The sequence below is a fragment of the Pseudomonas sp. 05N433 genome, assembly GCF_056396925.1.
Map to the genome: position 1 here is coordinate 69,367 of NZ_JBFTML010000027.1, position 23,870 is coordinate 93,236.

General features: G+C 58.2%; 26 protein-coding genes and 1 pseudogene. 18 read left to right on the top strand and 9 right to left on the bottom strand.

Features of this window, described 5'->3' with window-relative positions:
- Positions 1-110: 110 nt before the first annotated feature.
- The 3 genes from xylF (at position 111) to AC1DIS_RS16025 (ending at position 3,884) form a co-directional block, all read left to right on the top strand.
- Positions 111-1,112: a D-xylose ABC transporter substrate-binding protein gene (gene xylF, locus AC1DIS_RS16015; RefSeq protein ID WP_018930054.1), complete on the top strand. Its 1,002-nt coding sequence runs from the start codon at positions 111-113 to the stop codon at positions 1,110-1,112.
- A 78-nt stretch (positions 1,113-1,190) separates the two neighbouring features.
- On the top strand, positions 1,191-2,747 hold the full coding sequence (gene xylG, locus AC1DIS_RS16020) for a D-xylose ABC transporter ATP-binding protein (protein WP_477744477.1): 1,557 nt from the start codon (positions 1,191-1,193) through the stop codon (positions 2,745-2,747).
- The gene (locus AC1DIS_RS16025) at positions 2,748-3,884 is read left to right on the top strand and encodes a sugar ABC transporter permease (RefSeq protein WP_018930052.1); all 1,137 of its coding nucleotides are present in this window, start codon (positions 2,748-2,750) and stop codon (positions 3,882-3,884) included.
- An 87-nt stretch (positions 3,885-3,971) separates the two neighbouring features.
- Here the strand turns inward: AC1DIS_RS16025 and AC1DIS_RS16030 are convergent, their stop codons facing one another.
- Both AC1DIS_RS16030 and AC1DIS_RS16035 read right to left on the bottom strand, forming a co-directional pair.
- A complete protein-coding gene (locus AC1DIS_RS16030; RefSeq protein WP_477744478.1) occupies positions 3,972-4,871 on the bottom strand; it encodes a DMT family transporter in 900 nt (299 codons plus the stop codon).
- Positions 4,872-5,018: 147 nt separating this feature from the next.
- On the bottom strand, positions 5,019-6,098 hold the full coding sequence (locus tag AC1DIS_RS16035) for an SDR family oxidoreductase (protein ID WP_436275557.1): 1,080 nt from the start codon (positions 6,096-6,098) through the stop codon (positions 5,019-5,021).
- A gap of 74 nt (positions 6,099-6,172) precedes the next feature.
- Between AC1DIS_RS16035 and AC1DIS_RS16040 the strand changes: the two genes are divergently transcribed.
- Positions 6,173-6,562, top strand: coding sequence for a MerR family transcriptional regulator (locus AC1DIS_RS16040; protein ID WP_018930049.1), 390 nt, complete (start codon positions 6,173-6,175; stop codon positions 6,560-6,562).
- 283 nt (positions 6,563-6,845) lie between these two features.
- Here the strand turns inward: AC1DIS_RS16040 and AC1DIS_RS16045 are convergent, their stop codons facing one another.
- Entirely contained in the window at positions 6,846-7,457 is a 612-nt protein-coding gene (locus AC1DIS_RS16045) for a TetR/AcrR family transcriptional regulator (RefSeq protein ID WP_477780971.1), read from the bottom strand.
- Positions 7,458-7,542: 85 nt separating this feature from the next.
- Between AC1DIS_RS16045 and AC1DIS_RS16050 the strand changes: the two genes are divergently transcribed.
- From AC1DIS_RS16050 to AC1DIS_RS16060, 3 genes and pseudogenes are all read left to right on the top strand, one after another.
- The gene (locus tag AC1DIS_RS16050) at positions 7,543-7,890 is read left to right on the top strand and encodes a darcynin family protein (RefSeq protein ID WP_026286721.1); all 348 of its coding nucleotides are present in this window, start codon (positions 7,543-7,545) and stop codon (positions 7,888-7,890) included.
- On the top strand, positions 7,890-8,033 hold the full coding sequence (locus AC1DIS_RS16055; protein ID WP_156523295.1) for a hypothetical protein: 144 nt from the start codon (positions 7,890-7,892) through the stop codon (positions 8,031-8,033). Before AC1DIS_RS16050 ends, AC1DIS_RS16055 begins: the two co-directional genes overlap by 1 nt.
- Positions 7,994-8,086 (top strand): annotated as a pseudogene (locus AC1DIS_RS16060) (VOC family protein); the annotation flags it as partial. The gene AC1DIS_RS16055 and the pseudogene AC1DIS_RS16060, both read left to right, overlap by 40 nt.
- Before the next feature lie 87 nt (positions 8,087-8,173).
- Here the strand turns inward: AC1DIS_RS16060 and AC1DIS_RS16065 are convergent.
- On the bottom strand, positions 8,174-9,748 hold the full coding sequence (locus AC1DIS_RS16065) for a winged helix-turn-helix domain-containing tetratricopeptide repeat protein (protein WP_477744479.1): 1,575 nt from the start codon (positions 9,746-9,748) through the stop codon (positions 8,174-8,176).
- Positions 9,749-9,974: 226 nt separating this feature from the next.
- Between AC1DIS_RS16065 and AC1DIS_RS16070 the strand changes: the two genes are divergently transcribed.
- From AC1DIS_RS16070 to AC1DIS_RS16100, 7 genes are all read left to right on the top strand, one after another.
- Positions 9,975-10,724, top strand: coding sequence for an SDR family oxidoreductase (locus AC1DIS_RS16070; protein WP_026286720.1), 750 nt, complete (start codon positions 9,975-9,977; stop codon positions 10,722-10,724).
- 72 nt (positions 10,725-10,796) lie between these two features.
- On the top strand, positions 10,797-11,276 hold the full coding sequence (locus AC1DIS_RS16075) for a carboxymuconolactone decarboxylase family protein (protein ID WP_018930043.1): 480 nt from the start codon (positions 10,797-10,799) through the stop codon (positions 11,274-11,276).
- Between the two features lie 73 nt (positions 11,277-11,349).
- Positions 11,350-11,751 (top strand): cupin domain-containing protein, encoded by a 402-nt coding sequence (locus AC1DIS_RS16080; RefSeq protein ID WP_018930042.1) that lies wholly within the window; start codon positions 11,350-11,352, stop codon positions 11,749-11,751.
- A 113-nt stretch (positions 11,752-11,864) separates the two neighbouring features.
- Positions 11,865-13,391 carry an efflux transporter outer membrane subunit gene (locus AC1DIS_RS16085; protein WP_477744480.1) on the top strand — a complete coding sequence of 509 codons (1,527 nt, stop codon included), beginning with the start codon at positions 11,865-11,867 and terminating at the stop codon, positions 13,389-13,391.
- A gap of 71 nt (positions 13,392-13,462) precedes the next feature.
- Entirely contained in the window at positions 13,463-14,959 is a 1,497-nt protein-coding gene (locus tag AC1DIS_RS16090; protein ID WP_477744481.1) for an MFS transporter, read from the top strand.
- 6 nt (positions 14,960-14,965) lie between these two features.
- Positions 14,966-15,997, top strand: coding sequence for an HlyD family secretion protein (locus AC1DIS_RS16095; protein ID WP_111455118.1), 1,032 nt, complete (start codon positions 14,966-14,968; stop codon positions 15,995-15,997).
- A gap of 55 nt (positions 15,998-16,052) precedes the next feature.
- Positions 16,053-16,364 (top strand): DUF7693 family protein, encoded by a 312-nt coding sequence (locus AC1DIS_RS16100; RefSeq protein WP_081626570.1) that lies wholly within the window; start codon positions 16,053-16,055, stop codon positions 16,362-16,364.
- 5 nt (positions 16,365-16,369) lie between these two features.
- Here AC1DIS_RS16100 and AC1DIS_RS16105 read toward each other — a convergent pair whose 3' ends face one another.
- A complete protein-coding gene (locus AC1DIS_RS16105; RefSeq protein ID WP_477744482.1) occupies positions 16,370-16,903 on the bottom strand; it encodes a hypothetical protein in 534 nt (177 codons plus the stop codon).
- A gap of 144 nt (positions 16,904-17,047) precedes the next feature.
- Between AC1DIS_RS16105 and AC1DIS_RS16110 the strand changes: the two genes are divergently transcribed.
- Complete coding sequence (locus AC1DIS_RS16110) at positions 17,048-17,488, top strand: hypothetical protein (RefSeq protein ID WP_086944913.1); 441 nt, start codon at positions 17,048-17,050, stop codon at positions 17,486-17,488.
- Positions 17,489-17,525: 37 nt separating this feature from the next.
- Positions 17,526-17,789, top strand: a complete 264-nt coding sequence (locus AC1DIS_RS16115) for a hypothetical protein (RefSeq protein WP_156523297.1) — start codon at positions 17,526-17,528, stop codon at positions 17,787-17,789.
- 86 nt (positions 17,790-17,875) lie between these two features.
- Here AC1DIS_RS16115 and AC1DIS_RS16120 read toward each other — a convergent pair whose 3' ends face one another.
- Together AC1DIS_RS16120 and AC1DIS_RS16125 are read right to left on the bottom strand one after the other, a co-directional pair.
- Positions 17,876-18,505, bottom strand: coding sequence for a hypothetical protein (locus tag AC1DIS_RS16120; RefSeq protein ID WP_477744483.1), 630 nt, complete (start codon positions 18,503-18,505; stop codon positions 17,876-17,878).
- A 470-nt stretch (positions 18,506-18,975) separates the two neighbouring features.
- Entirely contained in the window at positions 18,976-19,104 is a 129-nt protein-coding gene (locus tag AC1DIS_RS16125; protein ID WP_256663592.1) for a hypothetical protein, read from the bottom strand.
- A gap of 273 nt (positions 19,105-19,377) precedes the next feature.
- Between AC1DIS_RS16125 and AC1DIS_RS16130 the strand changes: the two genes are divergently transcribed.
- Positions 19,378-19,797, top strand: a complete 420-nt coding sequence (locus tag AC1DIS_RS16130; RefSeq protein ID WP_138867853.1) for a hypothetical protein — start codon at positions 19,378-19,380, stop codon at positions 19,795-19,797.
- Positions 19,798-20,135: 338 nt separating this feature from the next.
- Here AC1DIS_RS16130 and AC1DIS_RS16135 read toward each other — a convergent pair whose 3' ends face one another.
- Positions 20,136-21,416, bottom strand: a complete 1,281-nt coding sequence (locus tag AC1DIS_RS16135) for a haloacid dehalogenase-like hydrolase (RefSeq protein ID WP_018925648.1) — start codon at positions 21,414-21,416, stop codon at positions 20,136-20,138.
- 264 nt (positions 21,417-21,680) lie between these two features.
- Between AC1DIS_RS16135 and AC1DIS_RS16140 the strand changes: the two genes are divergently transcribed.
- Positions 21,681-22,451, top strand: coding sequence for a DeoR/GlpR family DNA-binding transcription regulator (locus AC1DIS_RS16140; RefSeq protein ID WP_477744484.1), 771 nt, complete (start codon positions 21,681-21,683; stop codon positions 22,449-22,451).
- 469 nt (positions 22,452-22,920) lie between these two features.
- Here the strand turns inward: AC1DIS_RS16140 and AC1DIS_RS16145 are convergent, their stop codons facing one another.
- Complete coding sequence (locus tag AC1DIS_RS16145; protein ID WP_477744485.1) at positions 22,921-23,256, bottom strand: c-type cytochrome; 336 nt, start codon at positions 23,254-23,256, stop codon at positions 22,921-22,923.
- Between the last annotated feature and the right edge of the window lie 614 nt (positions 23,257-23,870).

Below are 23,870 nucleotides of genomic sequence, written 5' to 3' on the forward strand. Positions count from 1 at the left end.
TCGCACGACAAATCTGTGTCCGCTGCGTCTGCAGATTCTCTACAGTTCTACCAGCCCGATACTCATCGTCAGGCCGTGTCTTTCAAACAAAAATAAAAGGACGCACCACCATGAAGAAAGTAAAACGCGCGCTATTGGCCAGCGCCCTGGCTCTGCTGTCGCTGCCGGTGATGGCCGATGCCGCCCACCCGAAAATCGGTTTCTCCATTGATGATCTGCGGCTGGAACGCTGGTCACGTGACCGCGATTACTTCGTTGCGGCGGCGGAAAAAATGGACGCCAAGGTCTTCGTACAGTCGGCCGATGCCAACGAGCAAAAGCAGATTTCGCAAATCGAAAATCTCATTTCTCGTGGCGTCGATGTGATCGTCATCGTGCCGTTCAACGCTACCGTCCTGACCAACGCAGTGGCCGAAGCGAAGAAAGCCGGAATCAAGGTCGTGTCCTATGACCGTCTGATACTCAACGCCGATATCGACGCCTACATTTCCTTCGATAACGAAAAGGTCGGCGAGATGCAGGCCAGCGGCGTGCTGCACGCAGCGCCCAAGGGCAATTACTTCCTGCTCGGTGGTGCGCCCACCGACAACAACGCAAAAGTCCTGCGCGAAGGTCAGATGAAAGTGCTGCAACCGGCCATCGACAAGGGTGATATCAAGATCGTCGGCCAACAATGGGTGAAGGAATGGAACCCTACCGAAGCGCTGAGCATTGTTGAAAACGCCTTGACCCGCAACGCCAACAAAATCGACGGCATCGTCGCCTCCAACGACGCCACGGCAGGCGGCGCCATCCAGGCCCTGGCCGCTCAGCAACTGGCCGGCAAGGTGCCGATTTCGGGGCAGGACGCGGACCTCGCAGCGGTCAAGCGAGTGATCGCCGGCACTCAAACCATGACCGTGTACAAGCCGCTGAAACTCATCGCCTCCGAAGCCGCCAAGCTCTCGGTGCAACTGGCGCGTAACGAGAAACCCGCCTACAGCTCGCAGTACGACAACGGCAGCAAAAAAGTCGACACCATCCTGCTCACTCCGACTCCGTTGACCAAGGACAACATCGACCTGCTGGAACAGGACGGGTTCTACACCAAGGCGCAGATTGCCGGAAAGTGATCATCACCCCGTAATGCCCCCTGCAGGAGCTCGCTCCTGCGGGACCAGCCTCGTACCTGCCGCTTATGAGTCTCTGCCATGTCCGACTATCTGCTGCAAATGAACGGTATCGTCAAAACCTTCGGCGGTGTCAAAGCGCTCAATGGCATCGACATCAAGGTCAAGCCAGGTGAGTGCGTCGGGCTGTGCGGCGAGAATGGCGCCGGCAAGTCCACGCTGATGAAGATCCTTTCCGCGGTGTACCCCCATGGCACCTGGGATGGTGAGATCCTCTGGGACGGTCAACCGCTCAAGGCGCAATCGATCAGCGAAACGGAAGCCGCCGGTATCGTCATCATTCACCAGGAACTGACGCTGGTTCCCGACCTGTCGGTGGCCGAGAACATTTTCATGGGCCATGAACTGACGCTGCCTGGTGGGCGGATGAATTACCCGGCGATGATCCACCGCGCCGAAGCCCTGATGCGTGAACTGAAAGTGCCGGACATGAACGTATCGCTGCCGGTTTCGCAATACGGCGGCGGCTATCAGCAACTGGTGGAAATCGCCAAGGCACTGAACAAGCAGGCACGCCTGCTGATCCTCGACGAGCCTTCATCGGCCCTGACCCGTTCGGAAATCGAGGTGTTGCTGGACATCATCCGCGACCTCAAGGCCAAGGGTGTTGCCTGTGTCTACATCTCCCACAAGCTCGATGAAGTGGCCGCCGTGTGCGACACCATTTCGGTGATCCGAGACGGCAAACACATCGCCACGACCGCCATGGCGGAGATGGATATTCCACAGATCATCACCCAGATGGTCGGACGGGAAATGAGCAACCTCTACCCCACCGAGCCACACGACATTGGCGAGGTGATTTTCGAGGCCCGCCACATCACCTGCTACGACGTCGACAATCCCAGGCGCAAACGGGTCGACGATATTTCGTTCACCCTCAAACGCGGGGAAATCCTCGGCATCGCCGGGCTGGTCGGTGCAGGCCGCACCGAACTGGTGACCGCGCTGTTCGGCGCCTACCCTGGTCGTCACGAAGGCGAAGTCTGGCTGGATGGCCAACTCATCGACACCCGCACGCCGCTCAAGTCAATCCGTGCCGGCCTGTGCCTGGTGCCCGAGGACCGCAAGCGCCAGGGCATCATTCCAGACCTGGGAGTCGGCCAGAACATCACCCTGGCCGTGCTGGACAGTTACTCGAAACTGACCCGCATCGATGCCGAAGCCGAACTGGGCAGCATCGATCGAGAAATTTCGCGCCTGCACCTCAAGACCGCGAGCCCGTTCCTGCCGATCACCAGTCTATCCGGCGGCAATCAACAAAAAGCCGTATTGGCGAAGATGCTGCTGACCAAACCCCGGGTCCTGATTCTCGATGAGCCCACCCGAGGTGTCGATGTCGGCGCCAAGTACGAGATCTACAAGCTGATGGGGGCGCTGGCGGCCGAAGGCGTGTCGATCATCATGGTGTCTTCGGAGCTGGCCGAAGTGCTCGGCGTTTCAGACCGCGTACTGGTGATCGGCGAAGGCCGGTTGCAGGGCGACTTCATCAACCATGAACTCACTCAGGAACAGGTGCTCGCCGCCGCACTCAGCCAGCCTGACAGCCATAACAATAAAGATCGGAAATCCGCGTAAATGAATCAGGTCAAACAACTCTTCACCCGCTACAAGATGCTCGCGCTGGTGTTTGCCGTGGCGTTTATCTGGCTGTTCTTCAGCTGGCAGACCGAGGGCGGATTCCTGACACCGCGCAACCTCTCCAATCTGCTGCGCCAGATGTCCATTACCGGGATTCTCGCCTGCGGCATGGTGCTGGTCATCATCAGCGGCGAGATCGATTTGTCGGTCGGCTCATTGCTGGGCCTGCTCGGTGGCGTCGCGGCCATTCTCGACGTTATCTACCACATACCGCTGCTGGCGAACCTGAGCCTTGTCGTCCTGTGCGGACTGCTGATCGGCCTCGCCAACGGCTACATGGCCGCCTACCTGCGCATTCCGTCTTTCATCGTGGGGCTGGGGGGCATGCTGGCTTTCCGCGGCATTTTGCTGGGGATTACCGGCGGCACGACCATTGCCCCGGTGTCGCCGGAGCTCGTCTACATTGGCCAGGGTTATTTGCCACACACGATCGGCACAGGCCTGGGCGTTCTGCTGTTCGCACTGACGTTGTTCCTGACCTGGAAACAACGGCGCAATCGCGCCCTTCACGGCCTGGCGGCACATTCACTGGTGCGTGACGTAGCACGCGTGCTGTTGATCGGCGCGGTGCTGGCCGGCTTCGTCCAGACCCTCAACAGCTATGACGGCATTCCCGTGCCGGTCCTGCTTCTGCTGATCCTGCTGGGCGGGTTCAGCTACGTGACCAGTCAGACCGTCTTCGGCCGACGCGTCTATTCCGTGGGCAGCAACATGGAAGCGACGCGCCTGTCCGGTATCAATGTACAGGCCGTGAAGCTCTGGATTTTCGGGATCATGGGCGTGATGTGCGCCCTCGCCGGGGTGGTCAACACCGCGCGCCTGGCTGCCGGTTCGCCCTCGGCCGGCAGCATGGGCGAACTCGACGCCATCGCCGCCTGCTTCATCGGCGGCACCTCCATGCGCGGCGGCTCCGGCACTGTCTACGGCGCCCTCCTCGGCGCGCTGGTCATCACCAGCCTGGACAACGGCATGTCCATGCTCGACGTCGACAGTTATTGGCAGATGATCGTCAAGGGCAGCATTCTGGTGTTGGCCGTGTGGGTAGATGTGAGCACCCGGACCGGACGACGCTGATCCGCTGCGAATGAGGCCAGAAGCGGTCAGTCGCTCAAAACACTTAAAAGCCACTGATTGCTAAAGCAATCGGGATCCGAGAATAGCTCACTCGGTCGAAGGGACGGATGCTTTGCTGCCCAAGCGGATCAGCTCATTGGAAAAACACAGGCCGACGATGATCAGTACTGCCCCTGCGTACAGGCTTTCGCGCGGTACTTCATTGAGCACCACAAACGCCAGCAGCGCGGCGAACAACGGCTCGGTCAGCTCCAGCGCCTGCACTTGGGATGGCTTGAGATACTCGATGGCCTTGGTGGTGCAGAAGAAGCCCAGGATTGTCGGCAGCGCGGCCAGCGCCAGCAGTGCGGCGATCGCCAGCGGCGACAGCTCGCCGATCGCGAAACCATCGGCCGCAGCCGGCATCAGCAGGTACAGGCTGCCAAAGAACAACAATTGCCGGGTGAAGTGCAGCCCCCCTGACACACCCATCCGCTTCATGGCAACCGAAAAGGCCCCGTAGCCGCAGCCGGCCATGGAGGCTAGCGCAGCACCTTGCAGGGTAAAGCCCTGCTGCAGGTCGGCGCCGAAGATCACCGCGATCCCAGCGATAGCCAGTGCGGCACCCACGGTCGCGTTCGCGGTGATGGCATCCTTGAGGAAAATGCGCCCCAGAATGATCGAGGAAATTGAGGCGCTGGCCATCAGCACAACCACCACACCTGCCGCAGCGTAGTGCCGATAGGCGGACGTTTCGAAGTGGAACAGCACAAAGATGCCAAGGAATGCGCAGATAGCCGCCTGAGTCCATTTGGTCGTCGACGCCGGACGCTTGAGGAAAAGCAGCAAGATCGAGAGAAGCATGCAACCCAGTACGGTCTTGATGACAGCGACACTGCTGGCGGTGAAGCCATTACTCATGAGTACTTTGCTGAGTACACCGATCGTTGCGTTCAGTGCCGCGGCGGAGAGGGCAAATATGATGCCTTTGCTGAAAATAGATTGCATTGATGACGATCCCTGTCGCTGAATTGTCGTTCGATAGAATGCCGCCCTACATCGACGGCGCAAAGGTTGAGGATACGAAGATTCCGCCAACCCCACTATTTATTGTGACATAAGGGGCTAACGATTTTGTCGCCCCCAAGGGCGAAGTCAGAGAGCCTCGCCCTTGGCTATGCAATATGAGTTGACGAACGTTGCAGTGTGCTGCAAAGACTGACGTATATCCGGTTTGGCTATTCCATGTCTGTTGGCAAATTGCTCGACCGCTGCTGTATCAAAACGAGTGGTCTGGATAAAGTCCAAGGCTTCGGGTTTTGTATTCAAAAACCGCGCCACGGGAGGAATACTCAGTAGCAACTTCAGCAAACGGAGTGGAATGTAATGCTTGGGAGACTTTAAGCCCAAAGGTTGTGCCACCTGTACCAGGAGTTCTCGCAAGTTGGGAGTTTGGTCATCCAGCGCCAGCAGTTCCTGGCCCACCATGGCAGGATCAAAAGCACAAACCGCCACCAGCTCAACCAGGTAATCCACGGTGACCAGTGGCAGCCAGTGCTCGGCGGTACCGGGCACTGCAGTCAGCTTTCCCTGCACAAGGTTGCGTATCAGCTCCACCAGCGGCTGACCTTCAAGGATATACCCCGTGCGGCTGTGGCCACAAACCGTCGCGGGGTGGACAACGGTCATCTCCCCGCCCTTGGCGGACATGACCTCCAGGGTCGCAAAATGCGCCTCCAGCTTGCTCCCCTCGTAACCACCGACATGTCGGTAGACGGCAGGCCAATTCGTCAGCTCCGGATAACGAGGATCAATTCCGATGCGCTGCAGATGTTCATGATTTTTCAGCATGTAGCCGCCGATCATCACTAACCGGCTTTTTTGCTCAGCCGCCAACAGCGCCACGCGCTTTGCCCCTTCCACATTCACCGCACGAGAATGCTCCACTGAAAGCCCCCATGCGAAGTGGGCGCCCAGGTGGAATATGACTCTGGCACGCCTTAGCACTTCTCGGTCAGCAAGACTCAGCCCGAGGTTGTCCCGTTCCAGATCGCCAGCTACGGCAAATACCCGGGTTGCGCACCCTCCCAAATTATCGACTTGCTCCCGCAGTGCAGCTAGTCGCTCCGGGCGACGCATCAACACCCGAATGGTGTGACCTTTTGCACTCAGGTACGCCACCAAATGTTGACCGATGAAGCCGGTACCCCCCGTGACAAAGCACTCCACGCTCATTTCCCTGTTCCTTGTTTAAGGTGAGAAATCAAGCGTAAACTATCGACCCAACTCTACAGTCAAGAGGTGTTTTCATGAAAATCGGTGAACTCGAAACCCGCAGCGGCGCCAGCCGCCATACGCTGCGTTACTACGAGCAAATCGGCCTGATCTCRTCGCTGCGGCAAACTAACAACTATCGCGTTTACACAGCGCAAACTCTGCAGGATCTGGACTTTATCCAGCGCGCGCAAAGCATGGGGTTTTCCCTGGGGGAAATAGGCGAGATTCTGGATGCGCAGCGGAACAAGCTGATCGATTGTGCTGACGGCGCTAAGCTAATTGAAAAAAAGATGGCAGAAATCAAACAGAAAATCGCCAGCTTCCAAAGCATTTATCGATATCTGGATGAAGAGCGTGCAAACCTCGAAGCCAGTGCTGCCAAGCAACTTGAGCTTCAGCAGCGGAACAACGCTTCCAACTGAACTGTCAGCTTCTGGGAAACGGAAGCTGCAGCCTGCTTACCGTTTCAAGCCCATCGCTTACGCATGTTCTAAAACCTTGTGGCCAGGCCCTAGGGAAATTCTGAAAAAGACTTCCTGATTTTGGCAAAATTTCCGGACTTCCCCCGCCAAGCTTCCAGAGAGTTCCGATAGCGCTACCTCTTGCCCACCGTTCCAGTCAGAGGTTCGCCGAGCACAATCGATCACCACCCTTACACCATCCGGTCTTGTCTCCTGGCCGCCAAGAGCTGGCCCAGACAGCCCACTACCCGCACAAAAACCCCAGCAACGCTCGCATCACCCGTCCTTCCAAACTCACCGCATCCGTCYCCCCCCGCTCCCCCGCCGCATCGATCATGCCGTGGGCCATCGCCAGCAGGTCTTGCGCGGTCTGCAGTACATCGGCGCAGACCCACGGGGCTGACGGAAGGGTCAGCGCCGCTATCAGTTCGGTAAGRATGACGTTGGCCACGCGCTCATGGCGCTCTTGCAGCGGTAAGCGGCGCTCTTCGAAGTCGATGATTCTGGCCAGTTCCGGGCGCCGTAGCTGGTGGGCGACGGAGGCCTGGACCAGTGCGCGGATGCGTGCGAGGGCGTCGTCGTGTTGATGGACGTGCTGGACGTCATCGAGCAACTGAGTGGTTTCGCGTTCGATCAAGGCGACGGTCAGGGCGTCGCGGTTGGGGAAGTACTGGTACAGCGAGCCGATGCTTACGCCGGCGCGCTGCGCCACGGCGTTGGTGGAGCAGGCGGCGAGGCCGTCGGTTTCGAGAATGCGAGCAGCGGCTTCGAGAATGGTGTCGACGGTGTTGGCCGAACGGCGCTGGGTCGGGAGTTTGCGGGGGTTTAAGGGCGGTATTTCGCGGTGTTTGGTCATGATCGGGATGCGAGTTTTAAATATGAGTTATGACTCGTATTCTGGATTGGCTTTCCCCACTCTTCAACTACCAGGAATCATTATCATGGCTACGACATCACTGAGTGTTTTCATGTTGGTCAAGACCACCCAGGAATGGCTGGGGTTTTCAGTCGAGCATCGCTTTGAGCTGATGCGCACGCAGATGGAGCCGATTTTGCAAAAGCATGCGGCGCAGGTCTCGATGCGGTTTTTCGACATCGAGTTCTATTCGGCGCGGGTCACCGATCTGTGGTTGTGGGAAACCGACAGTCATCATGCGTATGAACTGCTGGTGGAGGATCTGCGGGAGACGCCGTTCTGGGATCGGTATTTCACCATCGTCGAGATTTTGCCGGGGGTGGAGAATGCCTATGCCAAGAATTATGATCAGGCACCGTTGTTGAGTGCGTAATGAAAATACCCCGACTCTACCCGCCAAGTTTTCCGATGAAGCAAATGACTTTCGCCGATGCCGAGTACGCCGGAAAACGCAAGCAGACCCGTAAAGAGTTGTTCCTGATCGAGCGGCGGCCAAGCGCGCGTTCGACGCCATGATGGGGATGAGCAAGATCGACATCGCAGCGATCGAAGCGGCGCTGGGGCGTTAGCCAACGCTGCTTGGGGCTGGGCGTTTGGATATGTCGATTCTGGCTGCTCCAGACGCCTCTCCCCGCGCAGTGAACAGGCGGTGCCCCTTATTCCGGCAGTCCCGCTTTGCGTAGACCGTCCACCAGCGTGGCGAGATTCTCCGGCCGGTGGATCGGTAGCCAATCAGAGATAGTGCTGAGGCATAACGTAGGATCGAGCTTGCGCAAATGGTCCATCGCACGCTGCGCTTCGGCCATCCGTCCGGCAAGCGCATGGCTCGCTGCAAGGATGGCGACAGCCAACAGAAAATCGGGCAAATCCCGAAGTGCTTTCTCTGCCCATGACGACGCCGTATCAAAGCGCCCCACGAAGAGATTCGCGACTGCCATTCCGGCTTGCATTCTATACAGCTCCGGGTCGAGGGGGCTGAACCGCATGGCGTGCGTAAAGTACTCGATGGCTGCATCGGTTTCGCCGTGCCAGAGCCTGAGGAACGCGCCGAGGAACCATGCGGCGGCGAGGTTCGGATTGAGCACGAGTGCCTTGTCCAGCAATGCAATGCCACCCCGCAGGTCGCCGGCAAGATAGCCAAGCGTATGGCCGCTTCGGGTGAGAGCGACCGCATCGCCCTTGTCCAACTCCACTGCCCGGCGAGCGAGTCGGATACCCTCCGCGACCTCCCGTGGGTGATCAGTCATCCAGCGATTGGCTTTGCGCCAACTATGACACCAGGCCGCCATCGCATAGGCCGATGCAAAATCCGGGTCGCACGCTATGGCCCTATGGAAGAGCGGCAGCGCCTGGTCGATAGCCTCCCGGGTGCCATGATGAAGCTTGGCCATTGCGCGCAGATAGTAATCGTAGGCGTCGAGGCTTTCGGTGGGCGTGTGCCTCGCACGTTCGATCTCTGCCCGCTCAAGCTGTGGTGCGATTGCGCCGACCACGCTTTCGGTGATCTGGTCCTGCAGTTCGAAAATGTCCCCCAGCACACCTTCGAAACGGCCTGCCCAATGGTGAGCCCCGGTTGTCGCATCGATCAGCTGGGCCGTGATGCGCACGCGATTGTTGGCTTTGCGCCAACTGCCCTCCAGCACATAGCGAACGCCCAATTCGCGACCGACTTGTTTCACGTCCACCGTACGGGTCTTGTAGGTAAAGCTCGAGTTGCGCGCGACGACAAACAGCCAGCGATACTGCGACAGCGCCGCGATGATGTCCCCTACCACGCCGTCGGCCAGGTAATCCTGCTCTTCGTCCCCGCTCAAGTTCACGAACGGCAAGACGGCGATGGACGGTTTGGCCGGCAGCGCCGGCTCGGATGCAGAGGCTTGAACCGAGGGGGCGGATTCGGTACCTGGAAGGCCAACGCAATCCAGCGACGTGACGTCGGCGACGAACCGGAATCCTTTGCGGGCCACCGTTCGAATCACACGCTGCTGCTGACCGTTGTCACCGACTGCCTTGCGCACCGCATTGATGTGGCTGGCCAGGGTCGACTCGGAGACGATTCGGCCGGTCCATATCGCATTGATCAGGTCGTCCCGGCTGACGACGTGCTCGCGGTTCTGCGCCAGGTAAACCAGCAGGTCGAAAACCTGGGGCGCAGTGGCAACGACCTGGGAGGCCCGAAGGAGTTCTCGCCGGTCCAGGTCGAGCACGCAGTCATCAAACACCAATAGCATTCAGGGCTCCTGTCCCGTACTCACGCGCCGGGCACATGCCCGTGGTTACCGGCCGACGATTGGCGGCCGGGCGACGTGATTTATAACACGGGTTCCTGGACAAATAGCCAAGCCAAATTCAATGGAAACCCAAGGCTTCGACAAAGTATCGCGCCCGGCTGGCGAGCATGCTCCCTACATCGATCACTGCAACGAATTTGATCGACACCCAACCGAGGAGCGGGACATGAAAATTGTCGTTATTGGCGGTAGCGGACTGATCGGGTCGAACATTGTCAGCAGGCTACGTCTCTATGGACACGAGACGGTGGCGGCCTCGCCACGCACGGGTGTGAACACCCTCACTGGCGAGGGGCTGGCCGAAGCGCTTGCCGGTGCTCAGGTCGTCGTCGATGTGGCGAACTCTCCCTCATTTGAAGACCGGGCCGTCATGGAGTTCTTTCAAACGTCCGGTCGAAACCTGCTTGCAGCCGAAGCGGCCGCTGGGGTGGAGCACCATGTCGCGCTCTCTGTCGTAGGCCCCGATCGTCTTCCGCAAAGTGGTTACTTCCGGGCAAAAGTCGCCCAGGAAGAGCTGATCAAGGCGTCGAAGATCCCCTACACCATCCTGCGTTCGACGCAGTTCTTCGAGTTCATCGAAGGCATTGTCAATTCGGGTGCCGACGGCGACACGATTCGCCTCTCGCCTGCCCTTATCCAGCCCATCGCATCGGATGACGTCTCGGCGGTGCTGGCCGATCTTGCGGTCGGGGCACCGGTCAATGGCATCGTCGAAGTGGGCGGACCGGATCGTTTCCCTCTCGATGAACTGGCGCGCAAGTTTCTTGCCGCGCACCACGACAAACGGCAGGTCATCGCCGACGTGCATGCGCGCTACTTCGGCGATGAGTTGAATGATCGATCCTTGGTCGCGGGCGACGACGCGCACATCGGTCCGACACGCTTCCTGAACTGGCTCAGCCGCACATCGGCTTAAAGACCGCGCCAGTCAGCCAGGCAGGACGCTATCGAATCTCCACCTACGTATTTCTCACACAGAGGATTCACCATGACCCAGCGCATCGATTACCAGAAGCAATCCCCCGAGCTGTTCAAGAAGTTCGTCGAGTTCAGCCTTGCCTTCAAGCAATGCGCCATCGAGGAGTCGCTGCGCGATCTCGTGGATATCAGGGCATCGCAACTCAACGGCTGCGCCTTCTGCGTGGACATGCACGTGAAGGAAGCCACGATCCATGGCGAGCGGCCGCTCAGGATCCACCATGTCGCCATCTGGCGTGAGTCAACGCTGTTCAGCCCACGCGAACGCGCGGCCTTGGCATGGACCGAAATCCTCACCCAGATTCCCGCCCATGGCGTGCCTGATGAGCTCTATGAGCGTGTTCGTATACAACTGTCCGAGAAAGAGCTATCGGACCTGACCTTCCTGATCATGTCGATCAATGCCTGGAATCGCATCAACGTGGGCTTCCAGGTCGTGCCCGGCTCGTACGACAAGGCATTCGGCGTAGACAAGTCCGGCCTGTCCTGATCAGGCATCGGCACACAGGCGCAGTCCCGCCAGGGTGCTGCGCCATCTACTAATCGACAACGAGGAACACGCCATGTCCATTTTCAGAACCTTCGCCATAGGACTCCTATTGACCACCGGCACCGCCGGCGCACAGGAGGCATTGCCACCGGCGCAGGTAACACCGCTGATGACCAAAGCACTGGCGGACTATCCCGATAAGGAGGCGGTGATGATCACGGTGGAGTTTCCACCGGGTGGAGGCGATCCCGTGCATCGGCACAATGCACACGGATTCATCTATGTGCTGGAGGGTTCGATTGTGATGGGCGTGCGCGGCGGCGAATCCGTCACGCTGACACCGGGCCAGACCTTCTACGAAGGCCCGGACGACGTCCACACGGTCGGGCGCAACGCCAGCCTCACCAAACCCGCCAAGTTTCTGGTCGTCCTGTTGAAGGACAAGAGCAAGCCCATTTTTACTCCGGTGCACTGACAGCACCGCCCGCACACGCGGCCAGCTGCGTGCTCGGTGACGCCCTACTCGGCCGACATCATCCGTTCAACGATATCGGCCTGGGGCGCTCCCTTCCTCGACAGGACGCTGCAATGACTTCTCAACGGCTGCTTTCACAATTACGGCAGTGCGCAATCGCAACCCTAGGGGCAGTTTCGCTGGCCGGCTGCATGGTCGGCCCCGACTTCGTGAAGCCTGAAAACGGTCTTCACCAAACGGTGCTAGCGCCCAGACAGGACTACCCAAGCGCCGCCCTGACTTCCGACGCCGCAGTGCCCTCCCAGTGGTGGTTGTTGTTCAACGACGCMGTGCTCGCCGAGCTGCAATCACGTGCGCAGGCTGACAACCTTGATCTGCTCATAGCCTCCGAACGCATTGAACAAAGCCGGGCGCAACTGGGCATCGCCTCCTCGCAGTTGCTGCCCAGCGTGGCGGCCAATGCCAGCTACACGCGTGAGGGGCTCAGCGAACATGGCAAGTTCGCCGCCCTGGGAGCGCCTACTGCCCCCGATAATTTCTGGCAGCTTGGATTCGATGCCAGTTGGGAGCTCGATCTGTGGGGCCGTGCCCAGCGCACGCGCGAAGGTGCTGCAGCGACCCTGGAAGCCACGGTGTATGACCGCGAAGCGGCACGGGTGGCTTTGTCCGCCGAAGTGGCGCGCACCTATTTGCAGTTGCGCGGAACGCAGGCACAACTGGACATTGCACAGCAAAATCTGAGGATTGCCGAACGCACCCTCGGCCTGGCCGAAAGCCGCGAGCGTAACGGCGTCGCGACGCGCTTCGAAACCTCGTCCGCTCGCGCGCAATTGGCGACGATCAAAGCCTTGGTTCCCGAACTGACCCAGCGCCGCAATGCCCTGATGAATGCCCTGGCGTTGTTAATGGGAGAACAGCCACGCACACTCGATGCGCAACTGCGTCAAGCCATGCCCTTGCCTTCGCTGCCGACCCGCGTACCGGTCGGCGTCCCTTCGGAATTGGCTCACCGGCGACCCGACATCCTGCGCGCCGAAGCCCAGCTGCATGCCGCGACAGCCGCCATCGGTGTGGCCAAGGCTGATTTCTACCCGCGTATCGGCTTGAAAGGAAAAGTCGGCGTGGAAGCTTTTGAAAGCGGCGATCTCGCGAGTTGGGACTCGCGCTTCTTTTCCGTCGGCCCGACGGTTTACCTCCCGATCTTCCAGGGAGGGCGGTTGACGCAACGCCTGGCCCTGAACGAATCACGGCAAAAAACCGCCGCGCTGGCTTATCGGCAAACGGTATTGCGAGCCTGGCATGAAGTGGACAATGCCCTGGATGCCTGGGCGGCCCAACAACGCCGGCACGCTGAATTGCTGGATTCGTACGAACAGAACAAGCAAGCACTGCAGTCTGCCGAACGCGGCTATCAGCAAGGCGCTACGGACTATCTGAGCGTACTGACGGCGCAGCTCAATGTGCTTGCCAGCCAAACCAGTCTCAACGACAGCGCGACCAACGCCACGCTCACCGTGGTCAACCTCTACAAGTCGCTGGGTGGCGGTTGGGACCCGCAGGCTGGCATCGATCATTCGACGGCACCTCCATCGGTTGCCCTCGCGTCTCCGGTCGCTGCACCCTCGAAGGCCGACCAATGAACGGAGTCGCACTGTCGCCAGCGCACGTCCCTGCTACCACAACGCCCGTGGCCAAGCCCTCGATACGCCCAATGGCAGGTCTCGTCGGGATTTTTCTCGCGGCCATGATGGCGGGTTTGAACACCCGCGTCGGCGCATTGGCGTTGGCCGATGTACGCGGTGCACTCGGTTTTGGCCTCGACGACGCCTCCTGGCTGACCACCGCGTACAGCGCCGGGGAATTGATTGCCATGCCCTTTGCGGCGTGGTTTGCCATTACCCTTTCGCTGCGGCGCTTCGAACTGTGGATGCTCGGCAGTTGTGCACTGCTGGCGGTGATCCTGCCCTTCATCCACGATCTGAACCTGCTGCTGACCTTGCGCTTTGTGCAAGGCATTGCCTGCGGCACGACGATTCCGTTGCTGATGATGGCGGCGCTGAAATTCCTGCCAGCGCCCATACGGCTGTATGGGCTGGCGCTGTATGCGATGACCGCGACCTTCGCGCCCAATCTCTCGATCTGGCTGGCCGGGTACTGGACGGATGGGCTGTTCGACTGGCGCTGGGTGTACTGGCAGATCATTCCCCTGACCCTCATCGCCGGATTGTTGGTCGGATGGGGATTGCCACGAGAGCCCATCCAGATCCCACGCTTTGGGCAGGCCAATTGGTCCGGCATGGCCTGCGGTGTGCCCGCGCTCGGCTTGATCACCGTCGCACTGGATCAAGGCGTACGGCTGGACTGGTTTCATTCGCCCTTGATCACCTTATCGCTGGCGGCCGGACTGGCACTGCTGGCCGTCTACCTGCTGACCGAGTGGTATCACCCCTCACCGTTCATCAAATTGCAGATTCTCGGCCGCCGCAACCTGGGGCTGGGCTGCATTCTGTTCGTCTGCCTGTTGGTGGTGCTGATGTCCAGCTCACTCTTGCCGGCCAGCTATCTGGGCCCGTTGCAGAACTACCGACCCCTGCAAATGGCATCGATCGGTTTGATCGTCGCCTTACCGCAACTGGTCCTGGGGCCTGTCGTGGCGCTGCTGCTGTATCAGAAGCGGGTCGATGCGCGCATCGTGTTCGCGTTGGGGCTGTTGTTGATCGCGCTGGCTTGTTTTTGCGGGGCGCAATTGACTTCCGACTGGAACCGCGAGCAGTTCGTCGTGGTGCAAACGCTGCAAGCGTTCGGCCAGCCAATGGCGGTGGTATCGATGCTGTTTCTGGTCACCAGCGTTGTGCAGCCCCCCGAAGGACCTTATGTGTCCGGCACCATCAACACCCTGCGCGCCTTCGGTTCACTGGCCGGTGCGGCAGTGGTCGGACAGCTGATGACCGTGCGCAGTCGTTTCCATGGGGAAATGCTGCTGGACCATGCAGCCCTGACAGATAACGCCCTGGCGCTTGAGCCGTCCCAATTGATGGACCTCATCGGGCAGCAGTCGCAGGTGCTGTCGATCGCCGACGCCTATCGCGTGCTGGGCATTCTGGCGCTGGTGTTGATTCCTCTGGTGCTGCGGCTGACCTACATCCCCGCACCCGACGTGCATGTGGCCTCGCCCTCTTCCTCTCCTTCATCTTCCTCACACGGATAACCCATCATGGCCTTRCCAAAGAAAGCCAGGATCATCAGCGCGGTGCTACTGCTTGCAGTGGCGATCGGCGGTGTTCTCTATCTCAATCGCCCCGAATCCAGCGCATCGACCCAGTCCACGGACGATGCCTACGTCCTCGCCGACTTCACCACGGTTGCACCGCAGGTGTCGGGAACGGTCGACTCAGTGATGGTCGAAGACAACCAGCTGGTCAAGAAAGGCGATCTACTCGCGATCATTGACGACCGTGATTTCGTTGCGACCCTGAACGCGGCGAAGGCCGAGGTCGCCAGTGCCCGGGCCGGCATCGCCAGCCTGCAAGCACACCTGATTCAGCAGGAAACCGCCATCCGCCAGGCCCAAGCGGCCGTTGCCGCAGACGACGCTGCGCTCAAGCTGGCCAGCGTCAATCAGACCCGTTATCGCAACCTGGCCACCGACGGCTCGGGAACCGTGCAAGCGCGGCAACAGGCCGAAGCGCAACTGAGCATTCAACAGGCCCGTGGGGAAACGAGCCAGGCGGGTTTACAGGCCGCTCGGCAGCAAGTGGATATCCTGAAAGCTGATCTGGAGAAAGCCAGGGCGGCTCTTGCCCACGCGCAAGCCGCACAAGCCACCGCAGAGCTGAAACTTTCCTATACCCGCATCACTGCGCCGATCGGCGGCACGATCGGGCAGAAATCGGTACGTATCGGCGCCTTCGTCAATGCAGGGAAACCCTTGCTGGCGATTGTTCCGCTCGATGCCGTCTATGTCACGGCCAACTACAGGGAGACGCAACTGGCGCGCGTACAAAAGGGTCAAGCCGTGGATATCGAGGTGGATGCCTTGCCGGGCGAGACGCTGCAAGGAACGGTGGACAGCCTGGGACCGGCCAGCGGAGTCACCTACTCCGCCGTCGCGCCACACAACGCCACTGGCAACTTCACGAAAATCGTCCAGCGCTTGCCTGTACGCATTCGCATCGATCCCGATCAGCCCGCGGCGGCGAAGCTGCGAGTCGGCATGTCCGTGACGCCGAAAATCCGTATCCGGTGATATGACGCCGGCGTGTCTCGTTACAATGCTCCAAAAGCTACTCCCAAGAATGAGAATGACCTTGCAGAGCCTAACCCCGACACCCGCCCTCACCGCCCGCGAAGTCTGCCAACGCCTGCGAGACGCCGCCCTGGAAGTCCTCCCGTTGCGGCGCCTCCACGAACCGTGTGAACCCGGTCAGGTACAGGTCGATATCGAAGGCTGGCATCTGACCCTCGACTTCGACGGCAACCGCTTGCACCACTGCCAACACTGCCGGAGTCCGGACGGTCGCGAGGGAACACTCCAGGCCTGGCGTTACGGCACTGACCCGGTCAGTTTACTGAGCACCTGGGAGTTGGCGCAGGTTGAGCGACTGTTGAGATAGCGCGATCAGCCCTGCTTCACGTAATGGATCACCTCTTCAAGCGTGTCTATGTCTGGAGCATTGCTCACTAACGCTTGCGGGCGGCACCATGGGTAATCCAGATGCGATAGCCACTCCATGATGCAGTGCAGATCAGTCGCTGGCAGGGTTTTCATGTGCTCGATGGTGATAGTGAGCCTCTGGACAAGTCCCGACTCGGGGCTGAACTGCCATTCATACAGACCGCAACCGACCCGGGCTTCACCGGAGTGCTTGTCGGACATGCCGACCAGCCATTTGCACTGGAAGGTTTTGGCCTGCGGTTCAGGTGGGTGTCCCAGGCAGAAGGTATAGACGTTTTCGAAGGTCTGGCCGAACCGCCTGACCAGCACATCACCGATAGGCCCAAGGCCTTCGACGTGGGGTGGAAACGAGATGGATCCGGTGTGCACGACCATGTCCAGGATCGCGTCCGGCGCAAAGGCCTGGTCTAACAAATGTGGACGGTTGCCGTCCTTGGCTTTGATGTACTGTCGAATCGATAGTTGAGCAGTGTTCATTGTGTGTCCGTCGCATCCATTCTTGGTTGAGAGCCGCCTCATGCGCGGCTCACATGACTCGCCTTTACAAAGCACTATTCCATAAGTCCCCCACAATAGGAAAAAGGCAGCGATGGTTACTTTCTGGCAAAGGGACTCAGCCTCATGATGCGTCGTGTCGGCTTTTTGCTCATCGGGACTCTCGGACTGGCACTGATCCTGCCTTGGGCTGCCTATTGGGTCGGTCTGAGCAGAATTTCGCAGTATCCTTCGCCCCCCTCTCAAGCTATATCCACTGCGCAACGTGAGTGGGTATGGAGCCTGGCCAAAGGCTCAGGCGAGCCGGTAATAGTGCAGTTGAGCCCGTACTCATATCTGTACGACCTTTTCATTTTGAAAGGTAACAACGATAGGAAAATGCAGGTCGCCTGGTGGGTGGCCTCTGAACACTTGATCAAACAGGACTCAACACAGCGAATGCTGTGGTGGCACCTGTCCGGCGCGGCTCTGACTATATGGTTAACCAGAAACTGGACAGATCAGCAGATAACAGCAGCGGCTTTCGTCGCCCTTCAGCAGCGGGGCGAGGTATATGGTGGTCACTAGCCAACAAAGCATTGGGGAAGCGCAACGGGAGGCATAAATGCTCAGGCTGTTCCTGTTATTGACTATTTTGTGGTGTGTATTCATATCGACTGCAATGGCGTTTGCACCGGAACGCGTGCTCGCTTATGTACAACAAAGTCGTATCTGGATGTGGTACATGAAAACCATATTCAGTATTACAAGCGAATCCCTTGGTAGTAAAACGGCTGTTCGATGGGTACGCATTCAAGGAGGAATCGGTTTGATTGCGGCACTGCTTGCGCAATATGTCTGGCTTATTCATCCTGCCTCTAGCTCATAGGCGGCCGTTCAAGGTGGCCATATCCGTTGTCTGACTGCCTCACTACGTGAAGCTGCCTCTGATCAGAAGCGGTATCAAAAGTGCGACTAGCAGCTGGTTATTTGACCCGCATCAATCCTGTTGATGCGCCCATTGTCCGACCGGGTCCACAGCCAGTTATACACGTCGTATCCGCCTTCGCACTTGCCTTGCTTTCTGCCCTGGAAGTCGAAAGTCCGCCATGCGCCATTCTGATGTGAAGGCATCCCGAGCACTCTTTGAATATCTATATCTGTAGAACCTGGCCATAGGTGATTGGCAAATGACACAGGATGCAACTGTGCCGGTAACGCAGGACAGTCACTGCTCGGCCGTGCAGTCTTGAGTTTTTCGGCGACAACACTGGTCACATAGTGGCTGTCCCCGCCCATCTCGGCATTCGAGATGATCCATATCCGCACGCCGACACTTGGCTGGCTGAAGCACAACCAATACACACTTGCACCTGCATCGCCTCGATGTGCGAGGGTGCCAACGGAAGCTTCGCTCATCACCTGCGCTAGCGTTGTTTTCTCGAATTGAATGACGAACGCCCCAAGCGTAGCGCCTTGCGAAGGGGCCTCCTTCAGAGTGGCCGGCCATTCGATCACATCGAATGGGCCCATGGGCGGTGGAACAGCGGCTGTCGCGCTACAGGCGATGCTGAACGATCCGAAAAATAGCGATGACCGATTCATTGCGCGCCTCCGTTTGACTACCAACACCTCAGATCTTAGTCAACGCGATGAATTTCTGCCCTTCGCGACCGGCTGCAAACGGCCCAGAGTGTGTAAAAACGCTTCACCAAAATTGAAGTGCTCGCGTCTACGTTAAATCTGAAATTTATCGGCACGTCAGCCAGATGTGGATTTTGCGTAGAAGCGCGATTTTCAGTCCGGTTCTGAGTACCTGTCGCGCTCAAAAACGTTTTTACACAGCCTCGGCCAAAAGCAGCCCTTCACTTCGCTATTCAACTATCTCCAGAGCGTGAGAAATTACCAGTCCTTCATTTCCTATCAAAGGCATGTCATGACCGACACCTGACTCTCTCGAATCTTCTAGGCGCATGGAATGGGAATGGCGATACAGGGCTAATGCAGCGTTGCATGGAGGCCTGGGACACTCATCTACAGAGTTTGAATGATCTTGTGGTCGCTATTTTTTCGAATCAGAACATCGCGATCTGCTTATCGAGGTACAGCGCCGCCTGAAAGGACAGGAACGAGATGGAGCCGAGTACTTCGACGGCCAGCTTCTTGAAGCTATCGAATGCGTGCAATTCCGGGAGTAGTTTCATCCGGCGGGTTATTGTGCCCGACACTGCATTTCAGGCTTGGGGCACTTTCTATCCTCCGTGGCAGGCAGAAAAAGCCACTCGGAACAGCATTGACTCTCAAGAAACCCCCATGCCTGCCGAAAATAGGTACTGACATAGCTGACCTCCAGCACAATTTTTCGTGATCCACAGTGTTCGCGACTGCTTGCTGCCTCAACGGCTTTATCCGAGGCTGTGCCAGGGGCTGGTACTGTAGTGCTTTTCCAGTACTTATTAATTACATATGCGGAAATTATGCAGAACACCATCTTAGCTTGGCCTTACAACTTGATGGCGCTAATTTTTGGTGGCGTTATCATTTATTCATTGCTGCATTTTGGCACTAATAAAGAAATCGATATTTCCTTGTTAAAGGACGGCAAGTATTTTGCTTTTCGCGAAAAAGCCGGGAAGGAAAAATACAATACGACTATTTATGTAAAATCCTCCAAAAAAGTTGTAGAGATCAACGGCGTGGTGGATGGACTGGGGATAAACCAGCCTGGTCAACTTGTAGAATTTAAGTCAACCGACAAGGATTGTTTGGGTATAAAATTCAATATGATTTACATGCAATCGGTCGCCCAAATTATGGTGGTAGAGCCGTTACCGGCTGCATGTCGGATGTACGGAAATTTAAAGGATGCAGATTCGTTGGCCAAAATAGACCAGTAATCGCCGCGATTAAACTCAATCTGACATAGGCCCAAAACGATCAAAAGGGGGGGCTGAATGGAACTGCCCCTTCTCCGTGGCCGTTTCTCCACCTTTTTCTTAGGCGTACRGTTGTCGTCATCATTCATGACAGGCAGCATTCGGCCAAAAAGCGGTCTGTGGAGCGCGCCTCGTAATTCCAGGGCCACTCACAATTTTGACTCGATACGACTGACTCACTCGGGCCGGTAGCGGTAACGACTTTCCGACGCAGAATCATCATTCCCGCAGGTACAAGGCGAGTTGCACTGCGGCTCGCGGCTCGCGGATGGCCGCCGGCCACCCGCGAGCCAGTGCCATCAAGCCAGCAGCTTAAGCTCGTCTTTACCGTACTTGAGCGATTTCTCGTCTGGAATCATCAGGCCAGTGTGCTCGTTGCGCCCCTGCAGGATGAAGCGGGCGTTCGGGGTGCCCAACTGGGTAGCGGCCTGCTGGCTGTCGGCGCCGATCTCACCCTTCTTCATGCGGTTGACGATCACCCCCACCGCCGTATCGTTGAAGTCGCGCAGCATCCAGGCATCGCCATCGCTGTCGCCAGCCACCAACACCGGGCCATAGCCCTTCTGTTTAACCAGCACGTTCTTGATGCCAACGGTCTTGCCCGGCCCGTAGTTGAAGTGCCAGTCCGGCTGATAGCGAGTGGTGTACTTGCCGCCTTCCATCGCCATGCGCAGGCCGATCACGTTCTCAGGCGGAACGTCGTATCCGTAATGAGGATTGCCCGCGAACACGCGTACCACATCGTCGATGGAGGCGGTGCTGACATAGACGTCGATGCCGTTGGCGCGCAGCGTGTGCATCAGGCCGCGGATTTCCTCATGGATGCGGATGCCATGAAAGTGCGTATCCGCCACCACCCCGGCCTTGCCCGGCAACGTGCGTGAGCTCTCGTACTTGACCTTGCGCAGTGCGTCGCCGATGGCGTAGTTGTTGGAAGCCTCGGCCATCGCCTGCAACTCAGCCGTGGTCATGTTCTTGTAGAAATACAGAATCCACTTATAGCCGATCTCCACCGGGTAACTGTCGCAGATCGCGTCGTACATAAAGTAGAGCTTGGCGAGAAAATCCTTGTACTGCTCGCTGGCCTGAATCTCTTCCAGGCTCTTGTCGCCGGCGAGCCCCTTGTAGTTGGCGTGCAACCAGCGGTAATCCGCTTCTACGTCGCTGGCGATGTCTTCCATCTTGACCGGCTTGCCGTCCACCGTGGTGTAGTCCTTCATGAACGCGCCGTTCGGCACGTCCTGACGCACCACCTCAGCGAACTCATCGGGCGTCAGCTTGTACTGCAGATGATTGATCTGGTAGACCAGCAGCGCTTCTTCGCAGTCGTTCATGATGCAGGTGTTGTCCCAGTCGAACACTGCGTACGGGCGCTGGTCAGGGCGGTAGGACGCGCTCTTGACGCCGTGCTCATCGATCACCGCCTGCAGACGCTTTTGGTTGAGCGGCGACCAGCGCGCCGGGTCCAGCGCACTTGGTGTGGCCGGGGGCGTGGCGGCTTGCGTTATGCGGGACGACAACAACAGCGGACTGACAACGGAAACGGTGGCGAGGGTGTTCAGAAACTGGCGACGCTGCATGGCATAGCTCCTACTTCTAAATGAGAGGTTACAACCGAGGCGATGGCGAAAGCGTGTTTCGAAATGCGGACGAGGGGAAGAAACCGTCCGGCCACGAGGCTAGCTCCAAATACACAAAAAAACAATAATGCCTCAATATCACACAAACATGACGCGCAGGCTGCGCCAGCCCAATGATCATGAGGCCGCGCCAAACTTGACAGCGACTGACGCCTCTCCACAATGCGTGCTCGGACAGCGACTCGAACAGCAGGGACACCCGGTATGTGGCAAGAAGAGCGTTACCAGCGGATCCGCGCACTACTATCGACTTTGCAGCGCGTCACCACCGACCGCATCGTCACGGAGCTGAACGTTTCACGCGAGACGGTGCGACGCGACCTGGTCGCTCTGGAGGAACAGGGAGAGTTGAAGCGGATACACGGCGGCGCCATCCGCGTTGAGGACGAAGCGCCCATCGCCGAGCGGGCGAACATCAACGTCAAATTCAAGCGTGACCTCGCGCGCGCAGCGGTCAGTCTGCTGTCGCACGGACAGACTGTGTTTATCGACGCGGGCACCACCACCGTCATCCTCGCCGAAGAGCTGGCCAAGCTGGGAGGGCTGACCGTGATCACCAACTCGTTCAACGTGGCGCTGCAATTGCGTAATCCCGCTGTGCCAGGCGGCCAGCACAACGAGGTGATCGTACTGGGCGGTTCGCTCGGCGACCGTGCTCCCGCTACGATTGGCGGCACCACGGTGGCGGAAATTGGCCGCTATCGGGCCGACCTCGCGCTGTTATCGCCCGTCGGCATCGACGCCCAGCGCGGTGCCAGCAACTACGACCACCGCGAAGCCGAAGTGGCGCGCGCCATGGCCGACAATGCCGAAGGCGTGGTCATCCTCGCCGACTACAGCAAGATCGGCGTGGAGAGCCGCGTCGCTTTCTGCCCGCCAGAACGCATCGACGTGCTCATCACCAACCACAAGGCCAGTACCGAAGCGGCGTTCGCCGCACTGAACGCCAAGCTCAAACGTATTGTCCTGGTGTAGCAGTGGCTCGGCGGTTGCAACAGGCATTGACGCAGCGTGATGCTCCAGTGCGGCGCAACCGGGTAGATCTTGCACGACGCGACTCCGGAGCCCTCCATAACAGCCTCCCGACCTAACGTAGCCGCCAATGCTAACAGTGCTAAATGACTTCTTACGATAGCCCGCAGCCTAGATCTGGCCGCCAGCTCCATCCGTACTGCTAGATGCCTTTGGCGCGTTTAGGTTTGTGGGATGCTAACCACTCTTTCTGCTCAGCGTCTATGAAGCTGCCGAAGACGCGAAACATAGACGTCAGGTATGGCCACTTCTCCTTTGAATCAGGAACGCGTAGCAGCCAAAAAAATGGCCCGCATGCGGGCGGGCCAAATGGGAATTCTTCAAAGGAGCAGGGGTAATCTGCGCTCCATTATGTGAGCACTGCGTGAAAAGCATGTCGCCGAAACGAAAGCATTCGGTCGAAGCAAACACACTACTTTTGCTGATGCAGGTATTTCTGAATTGCATCAATTTCAAGTTTGCTTGGCTTTACACCGCTGTCAGATTTGAAGCTAGCGCTAGCCCAATGCGGCATTGGCGCCTTCAGAGGCTTCCCATGGTCGTCGATACCGCTCAGCACTGCTCGCTCAAATACTTTTGATTTCCATTCACTGGCATCTCCGGCCAGCTTAGGTGCCGATCCTCCCGTGCCTCGAGGCCCGTGACAAACAACGCAGTTATCTTGAAAAAGTGTTTCTCCATCTGGCGGTGATGCTATTGCCGATGAGCAGGTGAGTAGGGTTATGAACGTCAGAAATGCGCATTTCATTTTAGGCTCCTGGCGACCCAACGATGCCGTGAGCTGCTTAGGGGCGCTAAGTGAGAGCGTAGCAGGAGGCGAATGGCGATGGGCGAGAGGACTTCAGGTAGCGAATCCCGACACTGGGCCGGACTGCTTTCTCATGCGTGCTGGATCAGCTTGATCCGCCGCTGGACTGCGGTAAGCGACTCGCCAGCCTCCTTGACGGCTGATCTTATCTCATTCTTGGAATCCACAATTTTTTTGTGCCCAGTACTTAAGCTCGCTACCGTCCTTAACGTGAACTCTGATCTTGTCTGTGCCGCAAATGTGTTTGCGCTGCTCCATAGGGCTCTCCGTGTCTTGTTCATGATGTGAGGCGATTAAAGGATTTTAGGTATTCGGCGCGAGTACGCGCCGCTTAGCTATCCAGTCGTGCAGATATGCAGAAAAAGCGGCCCGTTTGGGGCGCTGGAGTTTTAGCGATTGACTGCTTCTGGCCGATTCTGTTGAAAAAGTCGGCCATGGTTTGCGTATCAGAAAAGTACGCGTCCGAGATTGAAATCTTTACTTTTTGCAGTGGCTTCCGGACTCAGATTTCACGTAGCAGCGTGCAAAAAAGGTGTTTTCACCAGTCAATGATC